Consider the following 21379-nt stretch of genomic DNA (forward strand, 5'->3'; position numbering starts at 1 on the left):
ACAATCCAATAATTTGTAGCCTTTGGGTATGCTCGGATGCGACATCGATTTGTCTGAATCAGACTTTAGTGGCGCCTCTTTTCTGGCAGAGCTTTGAGAACCCAAATCAGACGCCCCGTATCAACACCACGCGAGAGCCGATAGCGAATCCGATTTCGATGCGCTAAGCCTTTGCAAAAACAAGGTTGCGCTGATGAAACTAGAAAAACCGAATTTTGCGGCCCCTAAGGATGCCGATGCTCGAAAGGCGATCCCACCGGTTGTCTGCTACCCGCCCGAGACGTTGGAGAAACCGGATTTGAGTGCACTCTCCAACCTGCGGAAGGGTGCGCGAAAGACTGCTGAGGTCACAGTGGCCCCAAGGGACGCCGCGTGTATAGATGTGCCAGCGGGTGCATTCATCAGGGTTGTATCTGTGGATGGCCCGCAGGTCGGTGATCTGAACATGTGGCACACGCACGACCTGACCGAACGTTTCTATTCCGGTAAAACCCGCGCGCTTCACGGGACACATCTGTCGTCCGGAGATCGCATGTGGTCGAGTTTTCCAAACATGCGTCCAATGGCGACCGTTGTGGATGATACGCTGGACTGGTACGGGTTCGATGAATTCGGCGGCTCGGTCCATGATGTCATCGGCACGCGATGTGATCCCTATACGGGGCGGCTGCTATCGGGCGATGATTACCACTATTGCTGCCACTCGAACCTGACGCGTGCGTTGTCAGGCCATTGCGATCTGCCGCTGCACGAAGCTGAGATGCTTGTACATGACGTTCTGAACGTATTCATGTGCACTGGCTTCACCCGCGACACCGGGCAGTATTTCATGAAGGCCAGCCCCGTTCGACCCGGTGACTATCTTGAGTTCTTTGCCGAGATTGACCTGATCGTAGGTTTGTCGGCCTGTCCCGGTGGCGATTGCTCGTCCGAACATTCGTCGGATGCGGCAGCCTGTTATCCGCTTGTGATGGAGGTCTATGACCCCGGAGAGGAAGCGCGCGCGGCGCATGTGCAACCGGCGCGCTCGGCTTACGATCGCTCGCACGGTACCCGTTAGGCGATCAGACGACGACCAAGGCGGTTGAGCATTTGGCGACACAGGTCGAGCTGTTCGATCTCAATATACTCATCCGCCTTGTGGGCCTGCAGGATCGACCATGGCCGCGCGCGGCGTTTTTACAATCATCAGGGGTTGAGCTGTGCCGTTCCGGACCAATGAAACGGGTGGTGTACTCGAAAAAGCCCTTGTGCACTTCGAGAACCAACATCTAAAGGCACGATGGCGGTGTAGTCCCCCCAATCGTCGCCCACGCCCGAGATTGCATCATGGTAAATCTGCGCGACCAACTCATTCTTTCGCAGCCCCGGTTCAATCCGCTCCAAATCCCCGTCGATCACATGTTCCGCGATACGAGCAGCTTTGCCATCAACGACAGATACGCCTTGGCCGTGTAATAGTAGTTGTCCAGTTCAACACCGATACGGCCCGTTTCCAACCCGCAGACGCGGATCAAGGCTGCGAGATCCTGCATCGGGTGACAAACGGTGGATTGCACGTAGTGATCGGCATAGCCGCGAATCCGTTCATCCGGCATCCACACTGTACGGCGGGCGCCGTTGGCGTCCTCGTTACGGCCCCACCAGATTGGGTCATGGTCGTACAGCACCAGAACGCCTTGATGAACACAGAAAGACCAGCCGTCATACCCGCTCAGCCAAGTCATGTCTAACGGATCTCCGACAAACAGCACATCCAGCCCGGCGGCGGCCATGGCGCCCCGCGTCTTTGTCAATCTGCGGTCGTATTCTGATGCGTGAAGGCCGGGTTGGCGTGGACCGCAGGCTGCTCCGGTAGTTGAACGTGTTGTGTTGACAGAACTTGACGGATGCGGTCACGTCACTGGGCAACAGGGGAAAGACGTTCACTTGAAAATCGTATCCAATCCACACCGTGGCGGCCAGAAACTGATTGAGGCAGCACCTTACCCTTCGACTAACGCGGGACGTGTCGCTGATCTGCTCAAGAAATGCCCGGCAGCCGCCGAGACGCCCTTGCTTTCTATCGACGACCTGGCCGATGTGGGCGCGCTTTGGGTTAAAGATGAACGTGGTCGCATGAACTTGGGGTCGTTCAAGGCACTTGGGGCGGCTTATGTCATTGCCCGCCATGCGGCTGACCGGAGTGAGAGCCCGAACGAAACCATTCTTACAGGGCGCACTTATGTCACGGCCAGTGCGGGCAATCACGGGATGAGCGTCGCTGCAGGTGCGCGAATTTTCGGGGCAAATGCCGTGGTGTACATCGCAGATACGGTACCCGAGAGCTTTGCTGATCGCTTGCGCGCCCAGAATGCGCAGGTGGCCCGACAGGGTGCAGACTACGCCGCCAGCATGAATGCCGCCAGCAACGCCGCAGAATTCAATGGCTGGACGTTGCTTTCGGATAGCTCGTGGGAGGGGTATTATGATCTGCCGCACACGCTGATGGAGGGCTATCTGCAAATGGCCGCCGAGGCGTGCAATCAATGTCCGCAGGTACCCACCCATATCATGTTACAGGCCGGTGTCGGCGGTTTGGCCGGGGCAGTTGCGGCCTATGTGCGGACGGTCTGGGGCGATGCGCCACAGATCATAGTGGTCGAACCCGATGCGGCCCCCGCGCTGCAAGCGAGCATTGAGGCTGGGGCATGCGTTTTTGCCGACGGACCTGACAGCGTTATGGGGCGGCTTGATTGCAAAGAGCCGTCGCACATTGCGTTGAACGGTTTGGCGCGGGACGCCGATAGTTTCCTGACCCTGTCCGATGAGCAAGTGACCGAGCATCTGCCGGCCATGGCATCCGCGGGTATCGCTACGACCGCGTCAGGTGGGGCAGGGGTCGCCGCTGTCATGAATCCCGACGTGCGTAAGTCATTGGGTATCGATCCCAACGCGCGTGTGCTGTGCTTTCTGTCGGAGACCGCGGAATGAGGGGGTTTGAAACGTCTGAATTTCAAGCAAGGGTCGAACGCGCGCAAAGCCGAATGGTTCAGGCTGAGCTTTCGGCGCTTTTGTTGACGACCGAGCCAGAGGTTCGTTACTTCTCCGGTTACCTGACCCGGTTCTGGGAAAGCCCGACGCGCCCTTGGTTTCTGATCGTGCCCGTAACGGGCAAACCCATTGCCGTCATTCCGTCCATCGGCGCTGCTTTAATGGCGCAAACCTGGGTTCAGGATATCCGCACCTGGAGCGCGCCTGATCTAACGGACGACGGCGTCAGCCTTTTGGTCGACACCCTGACCGAGATTTGCCCGGCGGACGCTGTGATCGGTCTTCCGGACGGACATGAAACCCATGTTCGCATGCCGTTGGGTGATTTTCATCGGTTGCAGCGGGGGTTGGGCACTCGGCGTTTGGGAAGTGATCAAGGCATTGTTCGCGCCCTCAGAATGGTCAAATCCCCTGCGGAGATAACCAAAATCGAAACGGCATGTGCCATCGCGGGGCGGGCCTTTCAGCGCGTGCCAGAAATAGCTGGCGAGGGTGTAGCGCTGGATGAGGTGTTCCGCCGGTTCCAGATGCTGTGCCTTGACGAAGGTGCCGATTGGGTGCCGTATCTTGCAGGCGGGGCGGAGCAGGGTGGTTACACCGATGTGATCTCTCCGGCCCGAGCAACCGGTTTAAGGTTGGGGGATGTTCTGATGCTGGATACGGGCTTGGTTTGGGACGGCTATTTTTGCGATTTCGACCGCAACTGGTCCGTCGGTCAGGCGACAAGGCAGGTCCGGGACGCCTACGCAACGCTCATCGAAGCATCTGATGCGGCTTTTGAAGCGGCACGCCCGGGGGCAACGGCCGCCGATCTTTTCAATGTCATGAACGCGATCCTGTCCCGAAACAGCGGCGATACCGGCGCGGGGCGCTTGGGTCATGGGTTGGGAATGTCACTGACCGAATGGCCCTCTTTGATCCCCTCTGATCATACGGTTTTGGAACCTAGTATGGTCCTGACGTTAGAGCCCGGCATTGCAGTCGGCGACAAAATCCTGGTCCACGAAGAAAACATCGTCATCAGCGATGGGGCACCCCGTTATATCAGTCCCCGCGCAGGTTCGGAGCTGCCACAGATATGAGCTATTTGCCCTACATACTGGACGAGGATGATCCAAACGCGACGCCAATGGGTTTGATCGTTTTGCAAACCGACGAAACAATCGAGCCTGAGTTCAGCGCCCATTTTTCGGATATAACCTGCCCAATCTACGTCTCACGAATACCAAGCGGGGAAAGTGTTACTACGAATTCCCTGTCAGAAATGAAGATGGCTTTACCAGCGGCTGCAGACCTTTTGCCGAAGGCGCGCCCTTACAGAGTTATTGGCTATGGGTGCACCTCTGCCAGTTCGGTGATTGGGTCAGATCAGGTCGAACGCTTGGTTCAATCCACGTGCAACGTGGCTGTGGTTACCAATCCACTGCGGGCGGCATCTGCAAATGCAGCCCACTTGGGCGTTGCGCGATTTGCGTTGCTCTCGCCGTATATCGAAGAGGTGAACGAACCCCTTCGACGGGCTTTCGCGGAAAACGGCGTTTCGATGGATGTTTTTGGCTCATTCGGAGAGGCCGAGGAATCGAAGGTCGTGCGTATTTCACGGCAGTCCGTTGTAGACGCTGCGCTTAAACTTGGGGCGGATTCACAAGTTGAAGCTGTTTTTATAAGCTGTACGAATTTAAGAACTTTTGATGTCATTCCTGAGGTTCAGGAACGGCTTCGAAAGCCTGTTTTGTCCAGCAATCAAAGCCTTGCGTGGCATATGCGGCAACTGAACTCAGCAAAGTGAAGAGGCGGTTACCGCCTCGATTTGCATTTCGGCTGCCTAATCTGTAACCCTACTATCAAATATTGGTTGCAGGTCGCACCCTGCATGCCATTGAATAACGCCAATGGGTCTTGAGATTCGGGTACACCGGACACCAAAGAGACCGCACAGGGAGCCAAGTCGGTATATGACCAATGACGCAGCGTTCGTCGAGTTTCAGCGTGTCCAAAAATCCTATGATGGTGAAGTCCTCGTTGTAAAAGACCTCAACCTTTCAATGCCGAAAGGTGAGTTTCTGACCATGCTTGGCCCGTCCGGGTCCGGTAAGACGACTTGCCTAATGATGCTGGCGGGCTTCGAAACAGCCACGTACGGAGAGATCATGTTGGACGGGCGCCCGATCAACAACATTCCTCCGCACAAGCGCGGGATTGGGATGGTGTTCCAGAACTACGCCCTGTTTCCGCATATGACCGTGGCCGAGAACCTCTCGTTCCCGTTGGAAGTGCGGAAGATCGGCAAGGATCAGCGCGAAGAAAAGGTCAAACGCGCACTGGACATGGTGCAGATGGGTGCTTTTGGCAGCCGTCGCCCGGCGCAACTGTCCGGTGGCCAGCAGCAGCGGATTGCACTTGCCCGCGCACTGGTGTTTGAGCCCGAGCTGGTTTTGATGGACGAACCGCTTGGCGCGTTGGACAAGCAACTGCGTGAGCATATGCAGTTTGAAATTACCCGTCTGGCGCATGAGCTTGGGATCACTACCGTCTACGTGACGCATGACCAGACCGAAGCGCTGACCATGTCAGATCGTGTTGCCGTATTCGATGACGGCCGAATTCAACAATTGGCACCGCCGGACCTTCTGTATGAAGAGCCAGAAAACAGCTTCGTGGCGCAGTTTATAGGCGAAAACAACACGTTGGATGGGGTTATTAAGTCGATCGATGGCGATACCTGCGTTGTGAAGCTTGATGATGGCTCTGAGATTGATGCAAAGCCGGTGAACGTTCATACTGCGGGTGAGCGGACAAAGGTTTCCATCCGGCCCGAACGTGTCGAATTCAACAAGGACCGTCTGCACGCCGATGCGCATACACTGAAAGCAATGGTGAAAGAGTTCATTTATATGGGCGATGTGTTCCGCTTTCGTCTTTCAGTTGCAGGGAATGATGATTTCATTATCAAAACCCGCAACGCTCCGGATGCGATCAAACTGAGCCCGGGTCAGGAGGTCGAGATCGGCTGGCTGGCCAAGGACTGCCGGGCGCTGGACGCCTGAGCCAAGACTCACCCGCACGCTCTGCCCGCACGTGTGGGATAATCTGATGATCGGGTTGCCTCGTGCTCCGGTCTTTTGGTTAAAATTAACGGGTGTAATAGGGAGTTTACTATGAAAGTAACAAAATCCACTCTTCTAGCCAGTGCGGTTGCTGCGATTGCAGGCAGTGCAATGGCCGAGGAGATGACGCTAGTGTCCTGGGGCGGCGCATATCAAGCCTCGCAAACAAAGGCTTACGCTGAACCCTTCATGGAGATGAACCCGGGATTGACGATCGTTTGGGACGAAAGCTCGCCCGAAGCGGTCGCCAAGCTGCGCGCAATGAACGAAGCCGGTAACATCACCTGGGATCTGGTGGACGTTGTCGCTGCTGACGCAATCCGCCTGTGCGACGAAGGTCTGGCGATGGAATACGACCCGGACGAGCTGCTGGCGGCGGCACCGGATGGTACTCCGGCATCAGAAGACTTCGGCGATCTTCTGGTCAGCGACTGTTTCATTCCGCAGATCGTGTATTCGACAACGGCGGCCTATCGTCCCGACCTGCTGCCGGATGGGGCACCAGCGCCTGACTCGATCTGCGCCATGTTCGACATGGAGACCTATCCAGGTAAGCGGACGTTGGAAAAGCGCCCAATTAACAACATGGAATGGGCGCTGATCTGTGACGGTGTAGCAAAGGACGATGTCTATGACGTTCTGGCGACCGAAGAGGGCCAACAGCGCGCGCTGGACAAGCTGGGAACAATCAAGGATCAGGTTGTATGGTGGGGCGCTGCTGCTGAGCCGCCGCAGCTTCTGGCCGATGGCGAAGTTGTTATGGGCACGTCCTACAATGGCCGCTGGTTCTCGGCGATTGAAGAGCAAGATCAGCCCTTCGAAATGCTCTGGGATGCGCAGGTGTTCGATCTTGACGGTTGGATCATTCCGGCCGGTCTGAGCGAAGAGCGTTTGGCGCGTGTCAAAGAATTCGTAAAGTTCGCAACCGACACGCAGCGTCTGGCGGATCAGGCCAAGTTCATCTCGTATGGTCCGGCACGTGCGTCGTCGGCACCATTGGTAGGTCAGCACGCTGAGCTTGGTATCGACATGGCTCCGCATATGCCGACTGATCCTAACAACGCGAAGAACACGTTCCTCTATAACTACGAGTTCTGGGCAGACTATCGCGACGATATCGACGCCAAATTCCAAGCGTGGCTGGCACAATAAGCCGGTAATTAAATGCACGGTCGGGGCCTATCTTGGCCCCGACCCACCAAAAATCAAGGGACGCAGATGACTGACGCTACTCAATCCGGCCCGATGTTGGCCGCGGATGGCACGCCTCTGAAAAAATCGCTGGCGCGTTCATTGCGACGTCGCAAAGTTCGGGCTCTGGCCCTGATTGCGCCCTTGTTGCTGTTTGTCTTGCTCTCGTTTGTGATCCCGATTGTTTCGATGCTGTTCCGATCAGTTGAGAATGGTATTGTTTCGGAGACACTCCCACTGACAGTGGTCGAGCTTAGAAACTGGGATGCTGACAGCGGGGAACTGCCGGACGAAGCACTGTACGCCGCTTTCGTAAAAGACATGATTGCTGCTGTTGAGGCTAAAGAACATACACGGCTTGGTACGCGTTTGAACTACGAAGAAACGGGTATGTCTTCGATGTTCCGTAAATCTGGCCGAAACATCAAACGTTTGGACCCCGAAGCTGATGCGCCGTTCAAAGAAAAGCTGATCGATATTCACGAAGGCTGGGGTGAAGTTGAGACTTGGCGTACGATCAAAACGCACGCGGTTCCAATCACCAATGGTTATTTCCTGAATGCCATCGACATGCGCCGCACGCCCGAGGGACCAAGGGCGCAGCCGGAAGATAAGCAGATTCTGGTCAAACTATTTGGCCGTACACTGTTTATGTCTCTTATCATTACTGGTGCCTGTATTTTGCTGGCCTATCCGGTCTCGTATCTATTGGCGACGTTGCCGATGCGGGTTTCGAACCTGTTGATGATCCTGGTTCTGTTGCCCTTCTGGACCTCGCTTCTGGTGCGAACATCCGCGTGGAAAGTCATGCTGCAGCAACAAGGGGTGATCAACGAAACGCTGGTCTGGCTAGGGTTTGTCGCAGATGATGCGCGGCTTGTGATCATCAACAACCAGTTCGGCACGATTATCGCGATGACGCATATCCTGCTGCCATTCATGATCCTTCCAATGTATTCTGTGATGCAGACGATCCCGCCGTCCTACACCCGCGCGGCCAAATCCATGGGCGCAACCAACTGGACGACGTTCTGGAGGATTTACTTCCCGCAATCCATACCAGGCATAGGGGCCGGATCGATCCTCGTGTTTATTCTGGCCATCGGCTACTACATCACGCCTGAGATCGTGGGCGGCACCAAGGGTGTCTTTATCTCGAACCGGATCGCCTACCACATCTCATCTTCACTGAACTGGGGATTGGCGGCAGCTTTGGGGACAATCCTGCTGGCGGTCGTTCTCTTGCTCTACTGGTGTTACGACAAGATTGTCGGCATCGATAACGTGAAACTGGGGTAAAGATCATGGCTGCACTCACACCAATATCCCGCAAGCCGTTATCTATGGTCCTGCCTTCAGTTGCCATCGCCGGAGGGTTCGTGGGCATGTTCGTCGGTGCCGGGCAGGGCAATGTCCTGCTGGGCATCCTCTTGGGTGCTGTACTGATGGCAGGCCTTGCTTGGGTCTATATCGCGGTGCTCGACAATGAACGCGTTGCACGCTGGATTACGATCCTTGGACTGACGGCGGCTGGATATTTCTTTGCCGGATTCACTGGATTGGTCATCGGGCTGTTGGTCGGCTGGTTCTTTGCCTTCTTTATTTTCTGGTTGTACGAGGGACGCTATCGCCAGAAACTGCTTCCATATCTGACCGGTCGTCAGGTATTCGGACATTATTTGTTCCGCGTAGTCTGCGGGGCGATTTTTGTGTTCCTGATAACACCGATCCTTGTCGTTCTGCCGCTGTCTTTCAACGCACAGGACTTTTTTACCTTTACGCCCGAAATGCTGCGCCTGGACCCTGAAGGGTATTCGCTAAAGCATTACGAAGATTTCTTTACCAACAATGAATGGCAGCGCAGCTTCAAGAACTCGCTGATCATTGCGCCGATTGCGACAGTTATCTCTGTGTCTTTAGGAACACTTGCAGCGATTGGCCTAAGCCAATCGCACGTGCCGGGGCGTCGGGCAATCATGGGTATCCTTATCTCGCCCATGATCGTTCCCTTGATTATCTCGGCCACGGGTATGTTCTTTTTCTACAGTGACATAGGTCGTTTTCTTGAAGGAACGCTGGGGATGGACAAGAACTTTGTCGGATATGTCAAAGTTATTCTTGCTCACGCTGTTCTTGGTATTCCGTTTGTTATCATCACTGTAACGGCCACTCTTGTCGGATTTGATCAATCGCTTACACGGGCTGCTGCCAATATGGGCGCGGGACCGGTCCGTACGTTCTTCAAAATCCAGATGCCTCTGATCTTGCCGGGTGTGATCTCGGGCGGCTTGTTTGCTTTTATCACCTCGTTTGATGAGGTTGTGGTGGTTCTGTTTGTAGGCTCTGCCAGCCAGAAAACACTGCCTTGGCAAATGTTTACCGGCCTTCGTGAACAGATCAGCCCGACCATTCTTGCTGTTGCAACTATCCTTGTGGTGATCTCGATCGCGCTGCTGACGACAGTTGAATTGTTGCGGCGTCGGTCAGAACGTCTGCGTGGTCTCAGCCCGGCTTGACGCGACTCGCAAGGTGATCTAGCGATTTCTTCATGCATTCCGGCCACGATGGCGTCGTGGCGCAAGGCGGAGTGCATGGCTCTCGGTTCCCGAGGCCGCTTGTCCTGAACGCCGGGACTTGTGGCCGGGCGGTGCCTGTCCGGCATTGAGGAGAGACCAGATGATCGACCTGAACAATCGCCCGGAATTTTTCACGCGCCACAATGGCGACAAGGCGCCTTTGCCTTTCAGCAAAGCGGAATATGCACGGCGTCTCGCTAACCTGCGCGCTACGATGACGGCGCGCGATATCCCGGCGGTGTTGCTAACATCGATGCACAACATCGCTTACTACTCGGGCTTTTTGTATTGCGCGTTTGGCCGACCCTATGGATGTGTCGTGACGCAGGACAGCTGCACCACGGTGTCCGCGAATATCGACGCGGGCCAGCCGTGGCGGCGCTCGGTCGGGGAAAACGTGATTTATACCGACTGGCAGCGGAACAATTACTGGCGCGCTGTTGCGAGCCTATTGGGGTCGGCTCGACGCATCGGGATCGAGGCTGACCATATTTCATTGGCTATGCGCGACACCGCGCTGGACATGTTGGGCGGGCCGGAACTGCTAGATATCGCACCCGACACGATGGCCTCCCGCATGTTAAAATCAACGGAAGAGATTGATCTGATCAAGGGTGGTGCCAATACTGCGGATATTGGCGGCGCAGCCATTCACGCGGCTATTCGCGAGGGCGCTACGGAAATTGAGGTCGCCATGGCCGGACGCGACGCGATGGAGTCGGAAATTGCGCGCGCCTATCCGAATGCTGAGTACCGGGACACCTGGGTGTGGTTCCAGTCCGGTCTGAATACTGACGGTGCGCATAACCCGGTTACGAAACGCGCGCTGCAAAAGGGCGATATCCTGTCGCTGAACACGTTTCCCATGATCTCGGGCTACTACACGGCTCTGGAACGGACTTTGTTCTTGGGCGAACCCGACGCGGAAAGCCTGCGCATTTGGCGGGCCAATATCGCTGCACATGAGCTGGGTCTGAGCCTGATTAAACCGGGTGCAACCTGTTCGGGTATCTGTGCCGAGATCAACCGATTTTTCGCGGAGGAGGGCCTTCTGCAATACCGTTCGTTCGGCTATGGTCACTCCTTCGGAATTCTTAGTCACTACTACGGTCGCGAGGCTGGGCTTGAACTGCGTGAGGATATCGACACGGTTCTTGAGCCCGGCATGGTCGTCTCAATCGAGCCGATGTTGTGGATCCCCGAGCGCGAACCCGGTGCCGGTGGCTATCGAGAGCATGACATTCTTGTTGTGCACGAAAATGGCGCAGAGAATATCACCGGGTTCCCTTATGGACCCGAACATAACACGATCAGTGCCTGATCTAACCGGTCGATAATTAGTCAGCCTTGGTCCGTGATCTTATGAATCAGGGCTGACTTCGCCTTTGGTGGGGTTGATTGTCCGGTTTGGCGATGTGTATCTGACGACAGTGTTTGAAAGGACGTGCCGTGGGACAATACGATCTGCCATCGCAAACAGGTGTGTATTTTATCAACCTGGATCGGGTCCCTGCACGGGCCGCATTTATGCAAGATCAGTTCACTCTGACCGGATTAGTCGGCGCGCAGCGTTTCAGCGCAGTCGACGGGCAGCAGACCGGCGCATTGGACGGCAACGGGTACGTTCCTGGAACCGGCACACGTTGGGGCCTGACGAAAAGCGAAGTCGCCTGTTTCGAAAGTCATCGTGCGCTTTGGCAAACTGTCGTTGATCAGGGGTTGAAAGCTGTCGCCATTTTTGAAGATGACGTGGAAATGTCTGCTGAGTCTGGGGCGGTCATCGCTGCGCTGTTAAGCAATGGGGCGGATTTCGACCTTATCAAGCTCGATTACTCACCACGCTCTATGCGGTTCGGGCCGTTACAGAGCATCGCGGATGTTCCGGTTCGGCCGATGCTTGAAATGGCACCCAGCTCGGCTGCTTACATTGTGACACAAGCGGCGTGTCGCAAACTGTTGTCATGGTCAGAGAGATATTCGGACCACCTTGACGACTTTATTTCTCTGCCGCGCCCAAATTGGAAAATATATCAGTGTTTCCCGGCTATTGGGGTGCAGGTGATTTGGTCGAAGCAGCAGGACCAAACAGCAGAACCCGTCAAGATCAGCGAGAGGTCGCAAGACCAGAAAACCAATAGTGGCTTGGACAAAGGACCCATGTGGTTCCGAATTCGGCGCGAGTTGCGAGCCGCCAAACGCAAGCTGTTCTGGCGCGCAGGTGGCGAGTCTCGCTTAAAAGCGCAGGGCGGTTTTATCGGGTTTATTCCCTGCGCCGATGATTTAGGCGTTTGAATTAGTCATCCCAACCGTTTTGCATGCAACTGGGCTTTCTTCAGCTAAACTGCGTGCAAGCGTTAACAAATTTGCGCTTTTGATATAAACTCATAGTGTTGTTTGTGATTAACGCATAGGTGTGCGGCGTGGGTCAGACAATTTACGAAAGATACGGCGGGTTCAAAACGATCAGCCGGATCGTGATGACATTCTATGAAATGGCCTTGGATTCTGACCAGATCGGCGGCCATTTTGAAGATATAGACATTCCGCGCCTAATAGATCACCAGACCAAATTCGTCTCTTCTTTGGTTGGGGGGCCTGCGTCTTTCAGCGACGAAAGGATTGAGGCGGTCCATCGAAATCTGAACATTTCACACGCAGATTTTGACGAAATGGTCGAGCTTTTCACAGAAGCTTTATCCATTCACGGGATGGAGGACTCAGATATCAAGACCGCGCTGAACGCAATCGAGTCAAAACGCTCGATCATTGTCACCCGTGACACGGCATGAGCATTCTCGCCATAAATGAACAATTACTTCGTGCGATAGGGGTCGGGGTTGCGGTTGTTCGGGCCTCGGATTTTAGCTTTGTTTTTCAAAATGGGCCTTTCAGTGATTGGTTCGGAACCCCGGAAAAGGGGCAAACGCTTTTGGACCTGCTACCGTCTCTGGATTCGCGAGAGCTGGATGACGTGAAGCAATCCGGGCTTCGGTACTCGGTTGAATTGCAGATAAAACCAAAGCGGAGAACCCTTATCCTGGCGACGACTGTCTCGCTGGCGAGCGGTTTGTCCGAGCAGGTACTGGTGATTGAATGCCAAAACATCACCCGCATCCGCGAGTTGGAAAGCATGATCGACAGTTACTCGACCATGGTGGAACGCAACACGCGTGAGCTGGAGCGTGAGAAAGAGCGCGTCGAACGCCTGTTGTTGAACCTGATGCCGCGCGCCGTGTACGAAGAATTCAAAACCTTTGGCGTTGTCACTCCGCAGCTATATGATCAGGTCTCGGTCGTTATGCTGGATTTTGTCGGCTTTACCGATTTTGCAGCCAAAACTGATCCAACAGTCACGCTGAGTGAACTGAATGACATCTTTACTGCTTTCGACCGTATCGTTGAACAGTTCGGGTGCGAGCGGATCAAGACAATAGGTGACGCTTATCTGGCCGTCTCCGGCATGCCGGATGCAACACCGGACCATGCCACGGCGGTAGCGCATTGCGCCGTACGGTTCCTTCGGTACCTCGAGCGCAGGAATGAAAGTCACCCTCACAAGTGGCAAGCGCGGATCGGTTTGGGCATGGGTGCCGCCGTGGGATCAGTCGTAGGGATACAGAAATATGTCTATGACGTCTTCGGCCCCGCGGTGAACATTGCCGCGCGATTGCAAGTCTTTGCAAACCCAATGCATATTGTGGCCCCGGAAGAAATGAAATACGCGCTGATTGACGAGTTTCAGGTCTCGGATATCGGGCGTGTGGATATCAAGGGCATGGGTGAGATGAACCTGATTAATGTCTCTTCGGGTCTGAGTGTGCCGATGCGGAAAAGCAGGTTCTGATCCTCAGTCGTCTTGCGGTACCAGCCCTAAACCACGCAAGTAAATACCAATGCCGGATTCCAACAAATCTTCGGGCGGAAAGGGAGAGCTGGCGCCGGTATTCCGGGCATACAATTCAACCACGCCGTGGCTCATGGCCCAGACATGAGCACTGAACATCGAAGCTGGCGGGCGCTTTTCAGGAGGGATGTGTTGCGACAGGTCAGCAGCGGCCTTCTCCAGAACGGATTTCGCCCGGTTTGCCGCAAGTGACAATTCGGGCGTACGGTTCACCGAAATACCACTTTCGAACATGGCGATGTAATGGCCGGGGTGCTTTCGGGCAAATGCCAGATAGGCGCGGCCTGTCGCCTCGAACGCGGCCAGGGCCGAGGGCTGCCCTTTGTCGTAGGCGTATTGCATCAGGTCCGCAAACATCTCAAACCCTTGACGCGCAGCCTCGGCTATCAGGTCCTCGCGTCCGTGAAAATGACGATAGACTGCGGCAGGTGTTACACCAGCTGTTTTCGCCGCTTCCGACAAGGTAAAGCCGGTTGGGCCTTTTTCTTCGATCAGAGACAGGGCCGCCTCGATCAGGGCCTGTTTCAGGTTCCCGTGGTGATACCCGCGTTTTGTCATTCCTGTTTCAGGTGCCCTTGTTGTTTAAGCCTTCGGGAGTCCGGACATAATTCGTGCAGAGCTGATCGTCCACTCCCAGTCATGCATCCCAGATCTCTGGCCCGCCGCAGATTTTGGGGTCGACCGGGCCAATCGCGTGTTCGTCTTTTTCGTCATAATCCAAGGCATGCAAAACTGTGCGAATAGCCGCTAACCGCGCGCGTTTCTTGTCGTCAGAGCGAACAATAGTCCATGGGCAAAATGCCGAGTGGGAACGGGTAAGAGTTTCCGAAATCGACTGGCTGTACTCGTCCCATTTGTTCAATCCCTCAACATCAATTGGGCTTAGCTTCCATTGCTTCAGCGGGTCCGTTTCGCGTGCCAGAAAGCGGTTCAGCTGTTCCGCCCGACCAACATTCAGCCAGAATTTGAACAATTTTATCCCGTCATTGACGAAACCTGTTTCAAGCGGAAGGACCTGCCTGAAAAAACGCTCACGCTCTTTTTCAGTGCAAAAGCCGAATACGTTTTCAACAACACCTCGATTGTACCAACTGCGGTCGAAGAATACGATTTCGCCGGCAGCTGGCAGATGTGGGATGTATCTTTGGAAATACCATTGGCTTCGCTCAGTATCCGACGGTTTGCTAAGCGCCACGTCCGGCGCGCCACGTGGGTTAAGATTTTCACGAAAGCGTTTGATTGTGCCGCCTTTTCCGGCAGCATCCCGACCTTCGAATATTATGGCAACGCGCTGATCGGTCTCTTTGACCCAGGATTGCATCTTGACCAGTTCGATCTGAAGACGCTCCATCTGTTTTTCGTAGTCCTTGCGCTTCATTCTCTCTTTGTAAGGATATGTAGGATTCAGAATGTCGTCTTTTGACGACTTCTCAATGGCCAGGCGCACCTCTTTTGGCGCGTGTTTTTTGTAATATTTTTCGATGGAACCTTTTTCGGAACGGGCCATGTGTCACCTCGCCATAAAATCCAAGTCCTACTATGGATTAGGGGCGGGGTTAACGCAAACCCGCCCGTTGCGCGGCGCGCTCGATCGCGGCGGCAACCTCAGGTGCTGCAACGACTTGGGGCATGTGCCCGATACCTTGCAGCTCAATAAGCTCGGCGCCGGGTATCTCGTCAATCAGACGATGAGAGTGCCAGCCCAGCCCAACAGTGTCATCAGCTGTACCGTGGACGATCTCGGTCGGGACATCGATTTCTTTGTACCGAAGTTGCAAGGCGCGTACTTCTTCCAATAGATTGGCGCGCTGTTTGGCATTTGCATGCATCGAAGCGCGTCGTATGGATAGGCCCGGACCGAAATGGCTGGCATAGCCGTCAGGCGCGGTTTGTGGGGCAAATACCTGGTCCAAGGCTTTGGACACGTACCAATCGGGTACAAACGCGGTGATCAGGGGCAGGGCGGCTATACGCCCGGCCGTCGTTGATGCCAACGCGTTGAACCGATCCAGCGGTGTTTCCCACGGGATTGCTGCGGGTGCGATCAGGACAAGTCCAGAGATATTGTCCGGCCGTGTCACAGCCCACGCAAGCGCAACAGATCCGCCGTAGCTTTGCCCGGCGACGATGGGTTTTTCCGCACCTAGAAGAGCGGCAGCTTTTCGAAGAATTTCAGCTTGTTGAACAATGGTTTCCCCATCGGGGTTGAAGCTGGAGCTATAGCCCAATCCGGGTCGGTCAAATACGATCACGCGGAAGTTCTTGGCCAGTATAGGGGCCAGCGCAAACGTCATGTCGCGTGTGTTGCCGCTGGACCCGTGGATCAGCACGACATCCGGCCCTTTACCCATGACTACCGCGTGCACTGCGAGCCCGTCCACGTCAACGATCCGACCTTCGGGTGGAAAGGCCGACTCAGCGCGGGCTTCGTTCCGTGACGCGCGCCAGACTGCGACGACCCATAGCACCACTAAAAGCGTTAGTACTATGACGCCGGCGCGTATCACTGCGTCAGGCTCTCAGATCAGTTTTTTCGACGCCAATCCGGCTGATGTCATAAGGCGTGGTTTCGTAAATTTCACTGATCCAGTTACCATAGAGCAGATGGGCGTGGCTGCGCCACCGGTTCTGAGGTGTCTTGCTTGGATCATCGTCCGGGTAGTAGTTAATCGGCACGTTAATGGGCGTGCCATTTGCGATGTCGCGATCATACTCCTGTTTCAGCGTATCACTGTCATACTCGAAGTGATTGAAGATATACAGCGCACGGTGCGCCGGGTCTTCGACGAGGCAGGGCCCGACATCGTCGCTGCCCAGCAGTGTTGCCAAACCATCTGCGGCATCAATCTCGTCCTGTCGCATCTCGGTCCAGCGACTGACAGGGATTACGCAGTCATCCGAAAACCCACGCAGGAACGGTGAGGCTGGGTCCAGGTTCGCATGACGAAAGCATCCAAATGCCTTGGCATCCAGCTTGTGTTTCTTGACGCCGTGGAAGTGATTGATCATCGCCATGCCACCCCAACAGACGCCAAAGGTTGAATGGACATTGGTCTGCGTCCATTCGAACACTTCACGCATTTCGTCCCAATAGGTGACGTCGTTGAACTCCAAATGCTCAATCGGCGCGCCGGTTATAATCAGGCCGTCAAATTTCTCGGTCTTCACCTCCTGAAAGGGGCGATAGAATTCGGCCATATGCTCGGCCGCGGTGTTCTTGGTGCGGTGTTCGGTCATGCGGATCAGGGACAGATCGATCTGTAGCGGCGTCGCCCCAATCAGGCGCGCAAACTGGTTTTCAGTCTGAATTTTCTTGGGCATCAGATTCAGCAATCCGATCCGCAGCGGGCGAATATCCTGACGCATTGCCTGATCCTCAGCCATGACCATGACACCCTCTTTCGAGAGTACGTCAAATGCGGGTAGGTCGGATGGGATCTTGATTGGCATCAGGTAGCAAGCCTTTGATGTTACGATACAGAAGCGTTAGTTATGCGCGGTTATTCCGGGTCTCAAGGGTGCGTTCGATCAACTCATCGAAATCAGCGGCATCACGAACTTTGTGCATGTCATCCGCAGAAACCGTCACACCCCAATTGTCCGCCATCGCCCGATAGCGCGGCTGACGATGCGCCAGTGCTTGCGCATAGGTCCAGCGGATAAAAGCGTCAGGGTCAACATCTTCGGCCCGGCAGGCATTCTGCGTCAGGTAATCGTTCCATGCCTTGGTCAGGAACTCGGGCTGATAGGACATCGGTTTAGGTGCCTTGTCAAAGCGGCGGATTAATTCAGCCGTGTGCGCGTCATCACCCTGGATCCAGATCATCAGCGTCCGGCTGGACAGTTCAGACAAGACATGATCCGAGGGGTTTGTCGGCTCAACCCATTCGCAGATCGACCCACCCGTATCGCAGATGAAGTGCGGATACTGGTAAAGGCGTTTCGCCCGGTCAATAAAGTACTCGGTATCCAACAGGGCGTGAATTTCTGCCTGCCGGAACTGTTCTTGCCTGCGGCGATATTCCGAGATTTCAAGCCCACCCAGCGCCGGGTTTCCGGGCTTGCCCAGATAGGCTGCTACCGGTGTCAGGTTCTCGAACGAGATGTTCGAGCCGATAAAGATCGAATCCGTCAGCAAGAGGTCGCGCAGAAAGGGGACTTTCATCGCTTCGGCTTTGGCATTGTCGGCGATGTATTCACCCATGTAACGGGTGCCGATACGGTAGTCGATCGAGTAGTGAAACCAATCGCCCGAGTCGCGCAGCACGTTCGACACATAGGTTTTGCCCAGACCCGACATCCCAAAGAAAAGAACTTTCTTACGCGGCGCATCGCGCCAGTCTTTTGCCGAACTGTAGATCATCGTCCGCTATCCCTTTTTCCGACCTAGCTAAAACGGGCAGCGGGCGAGGTCAATCTCGGGCACCTGAACGGTTTAGGATCAGCAGACCAATCGCGAGGATGGCAAAACCCAGATAGGCTTGCAGGGGAAGGGTCTCATCCCTCAGAACTGCGCCCAGAACGATGGAAACGGGTGGAATAATCAGCGTGACGAGCAACAGATTGCCCGCTCCGGCCATTTTCAGAACGCGATAATACAACAGATATGCGCCAGCCGTTGCGATGAGGGCATAGTAGCCAATCGCCGACCATGTGATCAGAGGCAGGTCCAGACTGGGCACTCCATCAACAATCAGGGTGAGCGGCAGGATTAAAACAGTTGAACCGGTCAGCATTCCGGCTGCGGCCACCACAGGGGGCAGATCAGACAGGGTTACCCGCGCCCACGCTCCGGCCAGCGCATAGGATATGGTGCCAATAATTATGGCAAGCTGAGCCATGCTTTGCAGGTCGAACGAGACGAAATTGCGCAGCCCAATCGCAATCACGACCCCGAGAAACCCAAGCGCGACACCTATCGCTCGTGATCGGGTCAGTCGTTCATCCTTGAAAAAAATCGCTGCGGTCACGACTCCAAAAATAGCAGTCATCGCGTTGAGGATCGAGGTCAGGCCAACTTCGATGTAAAGCTGCCCCCATGCCATCAGGGAAAACGGAATCGCGTTATTCAGAAGCCCCATAACCAAAAAAGCCGCCCAAACGCGTGGGCTGCGTGGAATGACCAACCTTCTGGCAAATACAATCAGCCAAAGCACAAGCATGGCCCAGAAGACGCGGTGTAACACCGACGTCATCACCGGAATCGTATCCAGCGCGATCCGGATCGACACAAACGACGCGCCCCAGATCATACCCAGCAAAAGAAGTTCGACCCAAGCGTTTGGGGATAAGTGTTTTTGTGCAGCCATGCCCCGTCTTTACATTGTTGGCACAACTATTCGACCCGGAACTTGCTAAAAGAAAAACCCCGCCGGTTGGGCGGGGTCTGACGTTTATCTTGGGTTTGGTTCAGCCCAGAGAATAGGTGATCTGAAAACCAACGCTCCACGCGCTATTGCCGCTGAATTCGCCACCAGTAGTGGTGGTTGCGTCACCAACATCGGTGTAGCGTACACCGCCCGATATCTGGGCGTTTTCGATCGAGTATGTGCCGCCGACTCCAAGGCTCCAGAAACCATTGGTTGGGCCAAGGTTTGAAACAATCGAACCGGTATCTCTTTCATAGCCTACTGATACCGCACCAGAGAATTCTTCCGAGAACTGGTAACCCAAGCCCAAAGTGTAGGTGAAGGTTTCGTCTTCGTAGTCGACTAGGTTGTCACCCACAATACCCACGTAGGCATCCGGTGCCAGTACCGTTTGAGGCCAGTCCACCCAGCGGATTGAACCAAAAAGCAGTGTCTTTGGTGCGACTCCGGTTTGGAAATCAAGGTTAACTGACTGGGGTGTTTCGACCTCGGTTTCGTCATCTATTGTTACCAGGGCAGCCGGGACTGGAGGAGCCTGGTTGAAGGATTCCGTTGACGAAAACTTGTGTGTGATCTTTGAGTTATATGTCAGCGACACGCGTGCGGCGATCTCGGGCCGTTCCCAAGCGACCCCTACGACATAACCGAAATCGGTCTCAGCGTCCGCGTCAAACTCGTACCCTGCCACAATAGGTACAGTAACGTTTGCGGATGCACGTTGAGCACGAATGCCGCCGATAGCACTGAAGCCACCGTCGAATTTGTACCGCAGAAGTGCGGTAATCGCATCGACGTCTGCTGTCGCGGCCAAGACACCGGTACGACCGCCGATGGCAGGCGGAACTGGGTTGATGGACAGAGGATAGTCGGTAGGATACTCAATATCTGCGCCGAACGGTTGGTCGTAGATCAAAGCAAAGTCCACACGCTCACTGAACGAATGTTTATAAGCCAAGCCAGGTGTGAAAAAGTCGTTTGTCACATTCCCTGACGGTACGCCGTTTTGTTCACCGCTCACGTCGGGGTTTACGTAACCTAGACGCAATTGAACGACACTTCCCTCTTCAAACAGAATGTTGACGCCCTGACCACTGCGGTCCAGGCCGCCCGCATACGCTCCTGTTGCCCCAACGCTGAGCGCGCACGCCTGCAATAGCGCTTTTCTCATTATGTCCTCCCTAAACTTGTCCTGTAAGTAAGGCCCGATAATCCGAGTGGTGATGATCGACCTTGTCTTTCGTGCTCGATACTTTCTCAAGCTTTACCTTACCGTCAACTAGTGACGGTGCGTTATCAGCGGCGAGTGTGGCCCGAATCTGTTGCCAATCTGCTACGATTCTCGGCGTGGACGTTCAGAAAGATACCCGAAAAGATCACCGCGGCCCCCAAAAGCGTCCAGTGATCCAGCGGTTCTTGATACAGAATCATGCCGACAACCGCGATTGTGGGCAGGCGGGCAAAGTCGAAAGGGACAACCACGGTTGCCGGGGCGATGGCCAGAGCGTTCGCGATACAGTAATGCGCCAACAGGCCCGCGAGACCGACAAGTATAAGGAAGGGTGCTGTATTAAGTGTCGGCAGAGCAATCTGTCCGTCGATGCCCGAGGCGATCAGCCCAAGGACCGCTTGCATAACAGTTAACCAAAACATAATGCAGCCGATACTGGAAAATTGGGTCAATTTCTTCGTGGATATCGTTGTAAGGGCGAAGAAAACCGCCGAAAGTGCCGCAGCCAGAACGCCAGCATTCAAAGGAACAGCGCCGGGTCTTGCAACGATCAGAATACCGGCGAAACCGATCAGCGCGGACAGAGCCCGTACCGAGGTCAACCGTTCACCCAACAAAAGCGGCGACAGCAGAATAACCCAAATCGGCTGGGTAAACTCCAGCGCAAAAACCTGTGCCAGTGGAATCACGGACACGGCATAGAACCAGAGGTTTTGACCCGTGAAGTGAATCAGGTTTCGAATTCCGTGAAGCCCCAGCCTGTGCGTCGAGACCTGGCTCCATTTCCGTGTCAGCGTCAGAAACAAGGCCACAACGCATATGCCCACCAAGCTGCGGTAGAACATGATTTCGAACGTATCATGCGTCACGCTAAGCTCGCGACCAGCAACGGCCATCGAGGAAAAGGAGGCAATCGCCCCGGTCATCCAAAGCGCGGCCTTGCCAATCTGCGGTTTGCTACTGTCCATCTT

At 55.0% G+C, this 21379-nt stretch carries 20 protein-coding genes and 1 pseudogene; 12 read left to right on the top strand and 9 right to left on the bottom strand.

From position 1 onward, the window contains the following. Window positions 1–193 precede the first annotated feature (193 nt). Window positions 194–1060, top strand: coding sequence for an urea carboxylase-associated family protein (locus tag AVO44_RS07990; protein ID WP_068335055.1), 867 nt, complete (start codon window positions 194–196; stop codon window positions 1058–1060). 212 nt (window positions 1061–1272) lie between these two features. On the opposite strand, the pseudogene AVO44_RS20660 reads toward AVO44_RS07990, so the two are convergent. Next, window positions 1273–1796, bottom strand: a pseudogene (locus AVO44_RS20660) (aminopeptidase P family N-terminal domain-containing protein); the annotation flags it as partial. Between the two features lie 133 nt (window positions 1797–1929). Between AVO44_RS20660 and AVO44_RS08005 the strand changes: the two are divergent. The 11 genes from AVO44_RS08005 (at window position 1930) to AVO44_RS08055 (ending at window position 13751) form a co-directional block, all read left to right on the top strand. Next, on the top strand, window positions 1930–2973 hold the full coding sequence (locus tag AVO44_RS08005; protein ID WP_068335326.1) for a pyridoxal-phosphate dependent enzyme: 1044 nt from the start codon (window positions 1930–1932) through the stop codon (window positions 2971–2973). Beyond that, window positions 2970–4115, top strand: coding sequence for a M24 family metallopeptidase (locus AVO44_RS08010; RefSeq protein ID WP_068335068.1), 1146 nt, complete (start codon window positions 2970–2972; stop codon window positions 4113–4115). Before AVO44_RS08005 ends, AVO44_RS08010 begins: the two co-directional genes overlap by 4 nt. Further along, window positions 4112–4822, top strand: coding sequence for a maleate cis-trans isomerase family protein (locus tag AVO44_RS08015; protein ID WP_068335071.1), 711 nt, complete (start codon window positions 4112–4114; stop codon window positions 4820–4822). The genes AVO44_RS08010 and AVO44_RS08015 overlap by 4 nt, the downstream gene beginning before the upstream one ends. Window positions 4823–4988: 166 nt before the next feature. Then, complete coding sequence (locus AVO44_RS08020; RefSeq protein ID WP_068335074.1) at window positions 4989–6080, top strand: ABC transporter ATP-binding protein; 1092 nt, start codon at window positions 4989–4991, stop codon at window positions 6078–6080. 111 nt (window positions 6081–6191) lie between these two features. After that, a complete protein-coding gene (locus tag AVO44_RS08025) occupies window positions 6192–7292 on the top strand; it encodes an extracellular solute-binding protein (RefSeq protein WP_068335077.1) in 1101 nt (366 codons plus the stop codon). A 66-nt stretch (window positions 7293–7358) separates the two neighbouring features. Then, window positions 7359–8630 carry an ABC transporter permease gene (locus AVO44_RS08030; protein ID WP_068335080.1) on the top strand — a complete coding sequence of 424 codons (1272 nt, stop codon included), beginning with the start codon at window positions 7359–7361 and terminating at the stop codon, window positions 8628–8630. Between the two features lie 5 nt (window positions 8631–8635). Then, complete coding sequence (locus AVO44_RS08035) at window positions 8636–9847, top strand: ABC transporter permease (protein ID WP_068335083.1); 1212 nt, start codon at window positions 8636–8638, stop codon at window positions 9845–9847. A gap of 160 nt (window positions 9848–10007) precedes the next feature. After that, the gene (locus AVO44_RS08040; RefSeq protein WP_068335085.1) at window positions 10008–11228 is read left to right on the top strand and encodes an aminopeptidase P family protein; all 1221 of its coding nucleotides are present in this window, start codon (window positions 10008–10010) and stop codon (window positions 11226–11228) included. Between the two features lie 128 nt (window positions 11229–11356). Then, window positions 11357–12199 (top strand): glycosyltransferase family 25 protein, encoded by an 843-nt coding sequence (locus AVO44_RS08045; protein WP_068335087.1) that lies wholly within the window; start codon window positions 11357–11359, stop codon window positions 12197–12199. Window positions 12200–12327: 128 nt separating this feature from the next. Then, window positions 12328–12696 carry a group I truncated hemoglobin gene (locus AVO44_RS08050; RefSeq protein WP_068335090.1) on the top strand — a complete coding sequence of 123 codons (369 nt, stop codon included), beginning with the start codon at window positions 12328–12330 and terminating at the stop codon, window positions 12694–12696. Further along, window positions 12693–13751 (top strand): adenylate/guanylate cyclase domain-containing protein, encoded by a 1059-nt coding sequence (locus tag AVO44_RS08055; RefSeq protein ID WP_068335093.1) that lies wholly within the window; start codon window positions 12693–12695, stop codon window positions 13749–13751. The genes AVO44_RS08050 and AVO44_RS08055 overlap by 4 nt, the downstream gene beginning before the upstream one ends. A gap of 3 nt (window positions 13752–13754) precedes the next feature. Here the strand turns inward: AVO44_RS08055 and AVO44_RS08060 are convergent, their stop codons facing one another. The 8 genes from AVO44_RS08060 to AVO44_RS08095 all read right to left on the bottom strand — a co-directional run bounded on the left by AVO44_RS08060 (window position 13755) and on the right by AVO44_RS08095 (window position 21376). Then, window positions 13755–14369, bottom strand: a complete 615-nt coding sequence (locus AVO44_RS08060) for a TetR/AcrR family transcriptional regulator (protein WP_068335096.1) — start codon at window positions 14367–14369, stop codon at window positions 13755–13757. Window positions 14370–14448: 79 nt separating this feature from the next. Then, entirely contained in the window at window positions 14449–15318 is an 870-nt protein-coding gene (gene ppk2 / locus AVO44_RS08065; RefSeq protein ID WP_068335099.1) for a polyphosphate kinase 2, read from the bottom strand. A gap of 49 nt (window positions 15319–15367) precedes the next feature. After that, a complete protein-coding gene (locus AVO44_RS08070) occupies window positions 15368–16318 on the bottom strand; it encodes an alpha/beta fold hydrolase (RefSeq protein WP_068335101.1) in 951 nt (316 codons plus the stop codon). A 4-nt stretch (window positions 16319–16322) separates the two neighbouring features. Further along, a complete protein-coding gene (metA, locus tag AVO44_RS08075) occupies window positions 16323–17261 on the bottom strand; it encodes a homoserine O-acetyltransferase MetA (RefSeq protein ID WP_068335104.1) in 939 nt (312 codons plus the stop codon). Window positions 17262–17301: 40 nt separating this feature from the next. Continuing rightward, a complete protein-coding gene (locus tag AVO44_RS08080; RefSeq protein ID WP_068335107.1) occupies window positions 17302–18174 on the bottom strand; it encodes an ATPase in 873 nt (290 codons plus the stop codon). Window positions 18175–18223: 49 nt separating this feature from the next. Further along, window positions 18224–19120: a DMT family transporter gene (locus AVO44_RS08085; protein ID WP_068335110.1), complete on the bottom strand. Its 897-nt coding sequence runs from the start codon at window positions 19118–19120 to the stop codon at window positions 18224–18226. Window positions 19121–19220: 100 nt separating this feature from the next. Then, the gene (locus AVO44_RS08090; RefSeq protein ID WP_068335113.1) at window positions 19221–20348 is read right to left on the bottom strand and encodes an OmpP1/FadL family transporter; all 1128 of its coding nucleotides are present in this window, start codon (window positions 20346–20348) and stop codon (window positions 19221–19223) included. Window positions 20349–20473: 125 nt separating this feature from the next. After that, the gene (locus AVO44_RS08095) at window positions 20474–21376 is read right to left on the bottom strand and encodes a DMT family transporter (protein WP_068335115.1); all 903 of its coding nucleotides are present in this window, start codon (window positions 21374–21376) and stop codon (window positions 20474–20476) included. Window positions 21377–21379: the final 3 nt, after the last annotated feature.

The sequence above is a fragment of the Ruegeria profundi genome (assembly GCF_001507545.1).
In the GTDB taxonomy this organism is placed as follows: Bacteria; Pseudomonadota; Alphaproteobacteria; order Rhodobacterales; family Rhodobacteraceae; genus Ruegeria; species Ruegeria profundi.

Excerpts from the sequence above, each read along its gene's own strand:
- AVO44_RS08060 (WP_068335096.1), bottom strand. The coding sequence starts at position 14,369 with ATGACAAAACGCGGGTATCACCACGGGAACCTGAAACAGGCCCTGATC.
- AVO44_RS08015 (WP_068335071.1), top strand. The coding sequence starts at position 4,112 with ATGAGCTATTTGCCCTACATACTGGACGAGGATGATCCAAACGCGACG.
- AVO44_RS08010 (WP_068335068.1), top strand. The coding sequence starts at position 2,970 with ATGAGGGGGTTTGAAACGTCTGAATTTCAAGCAAGGGTCGAACGCGCG.
- AVO44_RS08095 (WP_068335115.1), bottom strand. The coding sequence starts at position 21,376 with ATGGACAGTAGCAAACCGCAGATTGGCAAGGCCGCGCTTTGGATGACC.
- AVO44_RS08055 (WP_068335093.1), top strand. The coding sequence starts at position 12,693 with ATGAGCATTCTCGCCATAAATGAACAATTACTTCGTGCGATAGGGGTC.
- ppk2 (WP_068335099.1), bottom strand. The coding sequence starts at position 15,318 with ATGGCCCGTTCCGAAAAAGGTTCCATCGAAAAATATTACAAAAAACAC.
- AVO44_RS08080 (WP_068335107.1), bottom strand. The coding sequence starts at position 18,174 with ATGATCTACAGTTCGGCAAAAGACTGGCGCGATGCGCCGCGTAAGAAA.
- metA (WP_068335104.1), bottom strand. The coding sequence starts at position 17,261 with ATGCCAATCAAGATCCCATCCGACCTACCCGCATTTGACGTACTCTCG.
- AVO44_RS08090 (WP_068335113.1), bottom strand. The coding sequence starts at position 20,348 with ATGAGAAAAGCGCTATTGCAGGCGTGCGCGCTCAGCGTTGGGGCAACA.
- AVO44_RS08085 (WP_068335110.1), bottom strand. The coding sequence starts at position 19,120 with ATGGCTGCACAAAAACACTTATCCCCAAACGCTTGGGTCGAACTTCTT.
- AVO44_RS07990 (WP_068335055.1), top strand. The coding sequence starts at position 194 with ATGAAACTAGAAAAACCGAATTTTGCGGCCCCTAAGGATGCCGATGCT.
- AVO44_RS08030 (WP_068335080.1), top strand. The coding sequence starts at position 7,359 with ATGACTGACGCTACTCAATCCGGCCCGATGTTGGCCGCGGATGGCACG.
- AVO44_RS08020 (WP_068335074.1), top strand. The coding sequence starts at position 4,989 with ATGACCAATGACGCAGCGTTCGTCGAGTTTCAGCGTGTCCAAAAATCC.
- AVO44_RS08025 (WP_068335077.1), top strand. The coding sequence starts at position 6,192 with ATGAAAGTAACAAAATCCACTCTTCTAGCCAGTGCGGTTGCTGCGATT.
- AVO44_RS08040 (WP_068335085.1), top strand. The coding sequence starts at position 10,008 with ATGATCGACCTGAACAATCGCCCGGAATTTTTCACGCGCCACAATGGC.
- AVO44_RS08035 (WP_068335083.1), top strand. The coding sequence starts at position 8,636 with ATGGCTGCACTCACACCAATATCCCGCAAGCCGTTATCTATGGTCCTG.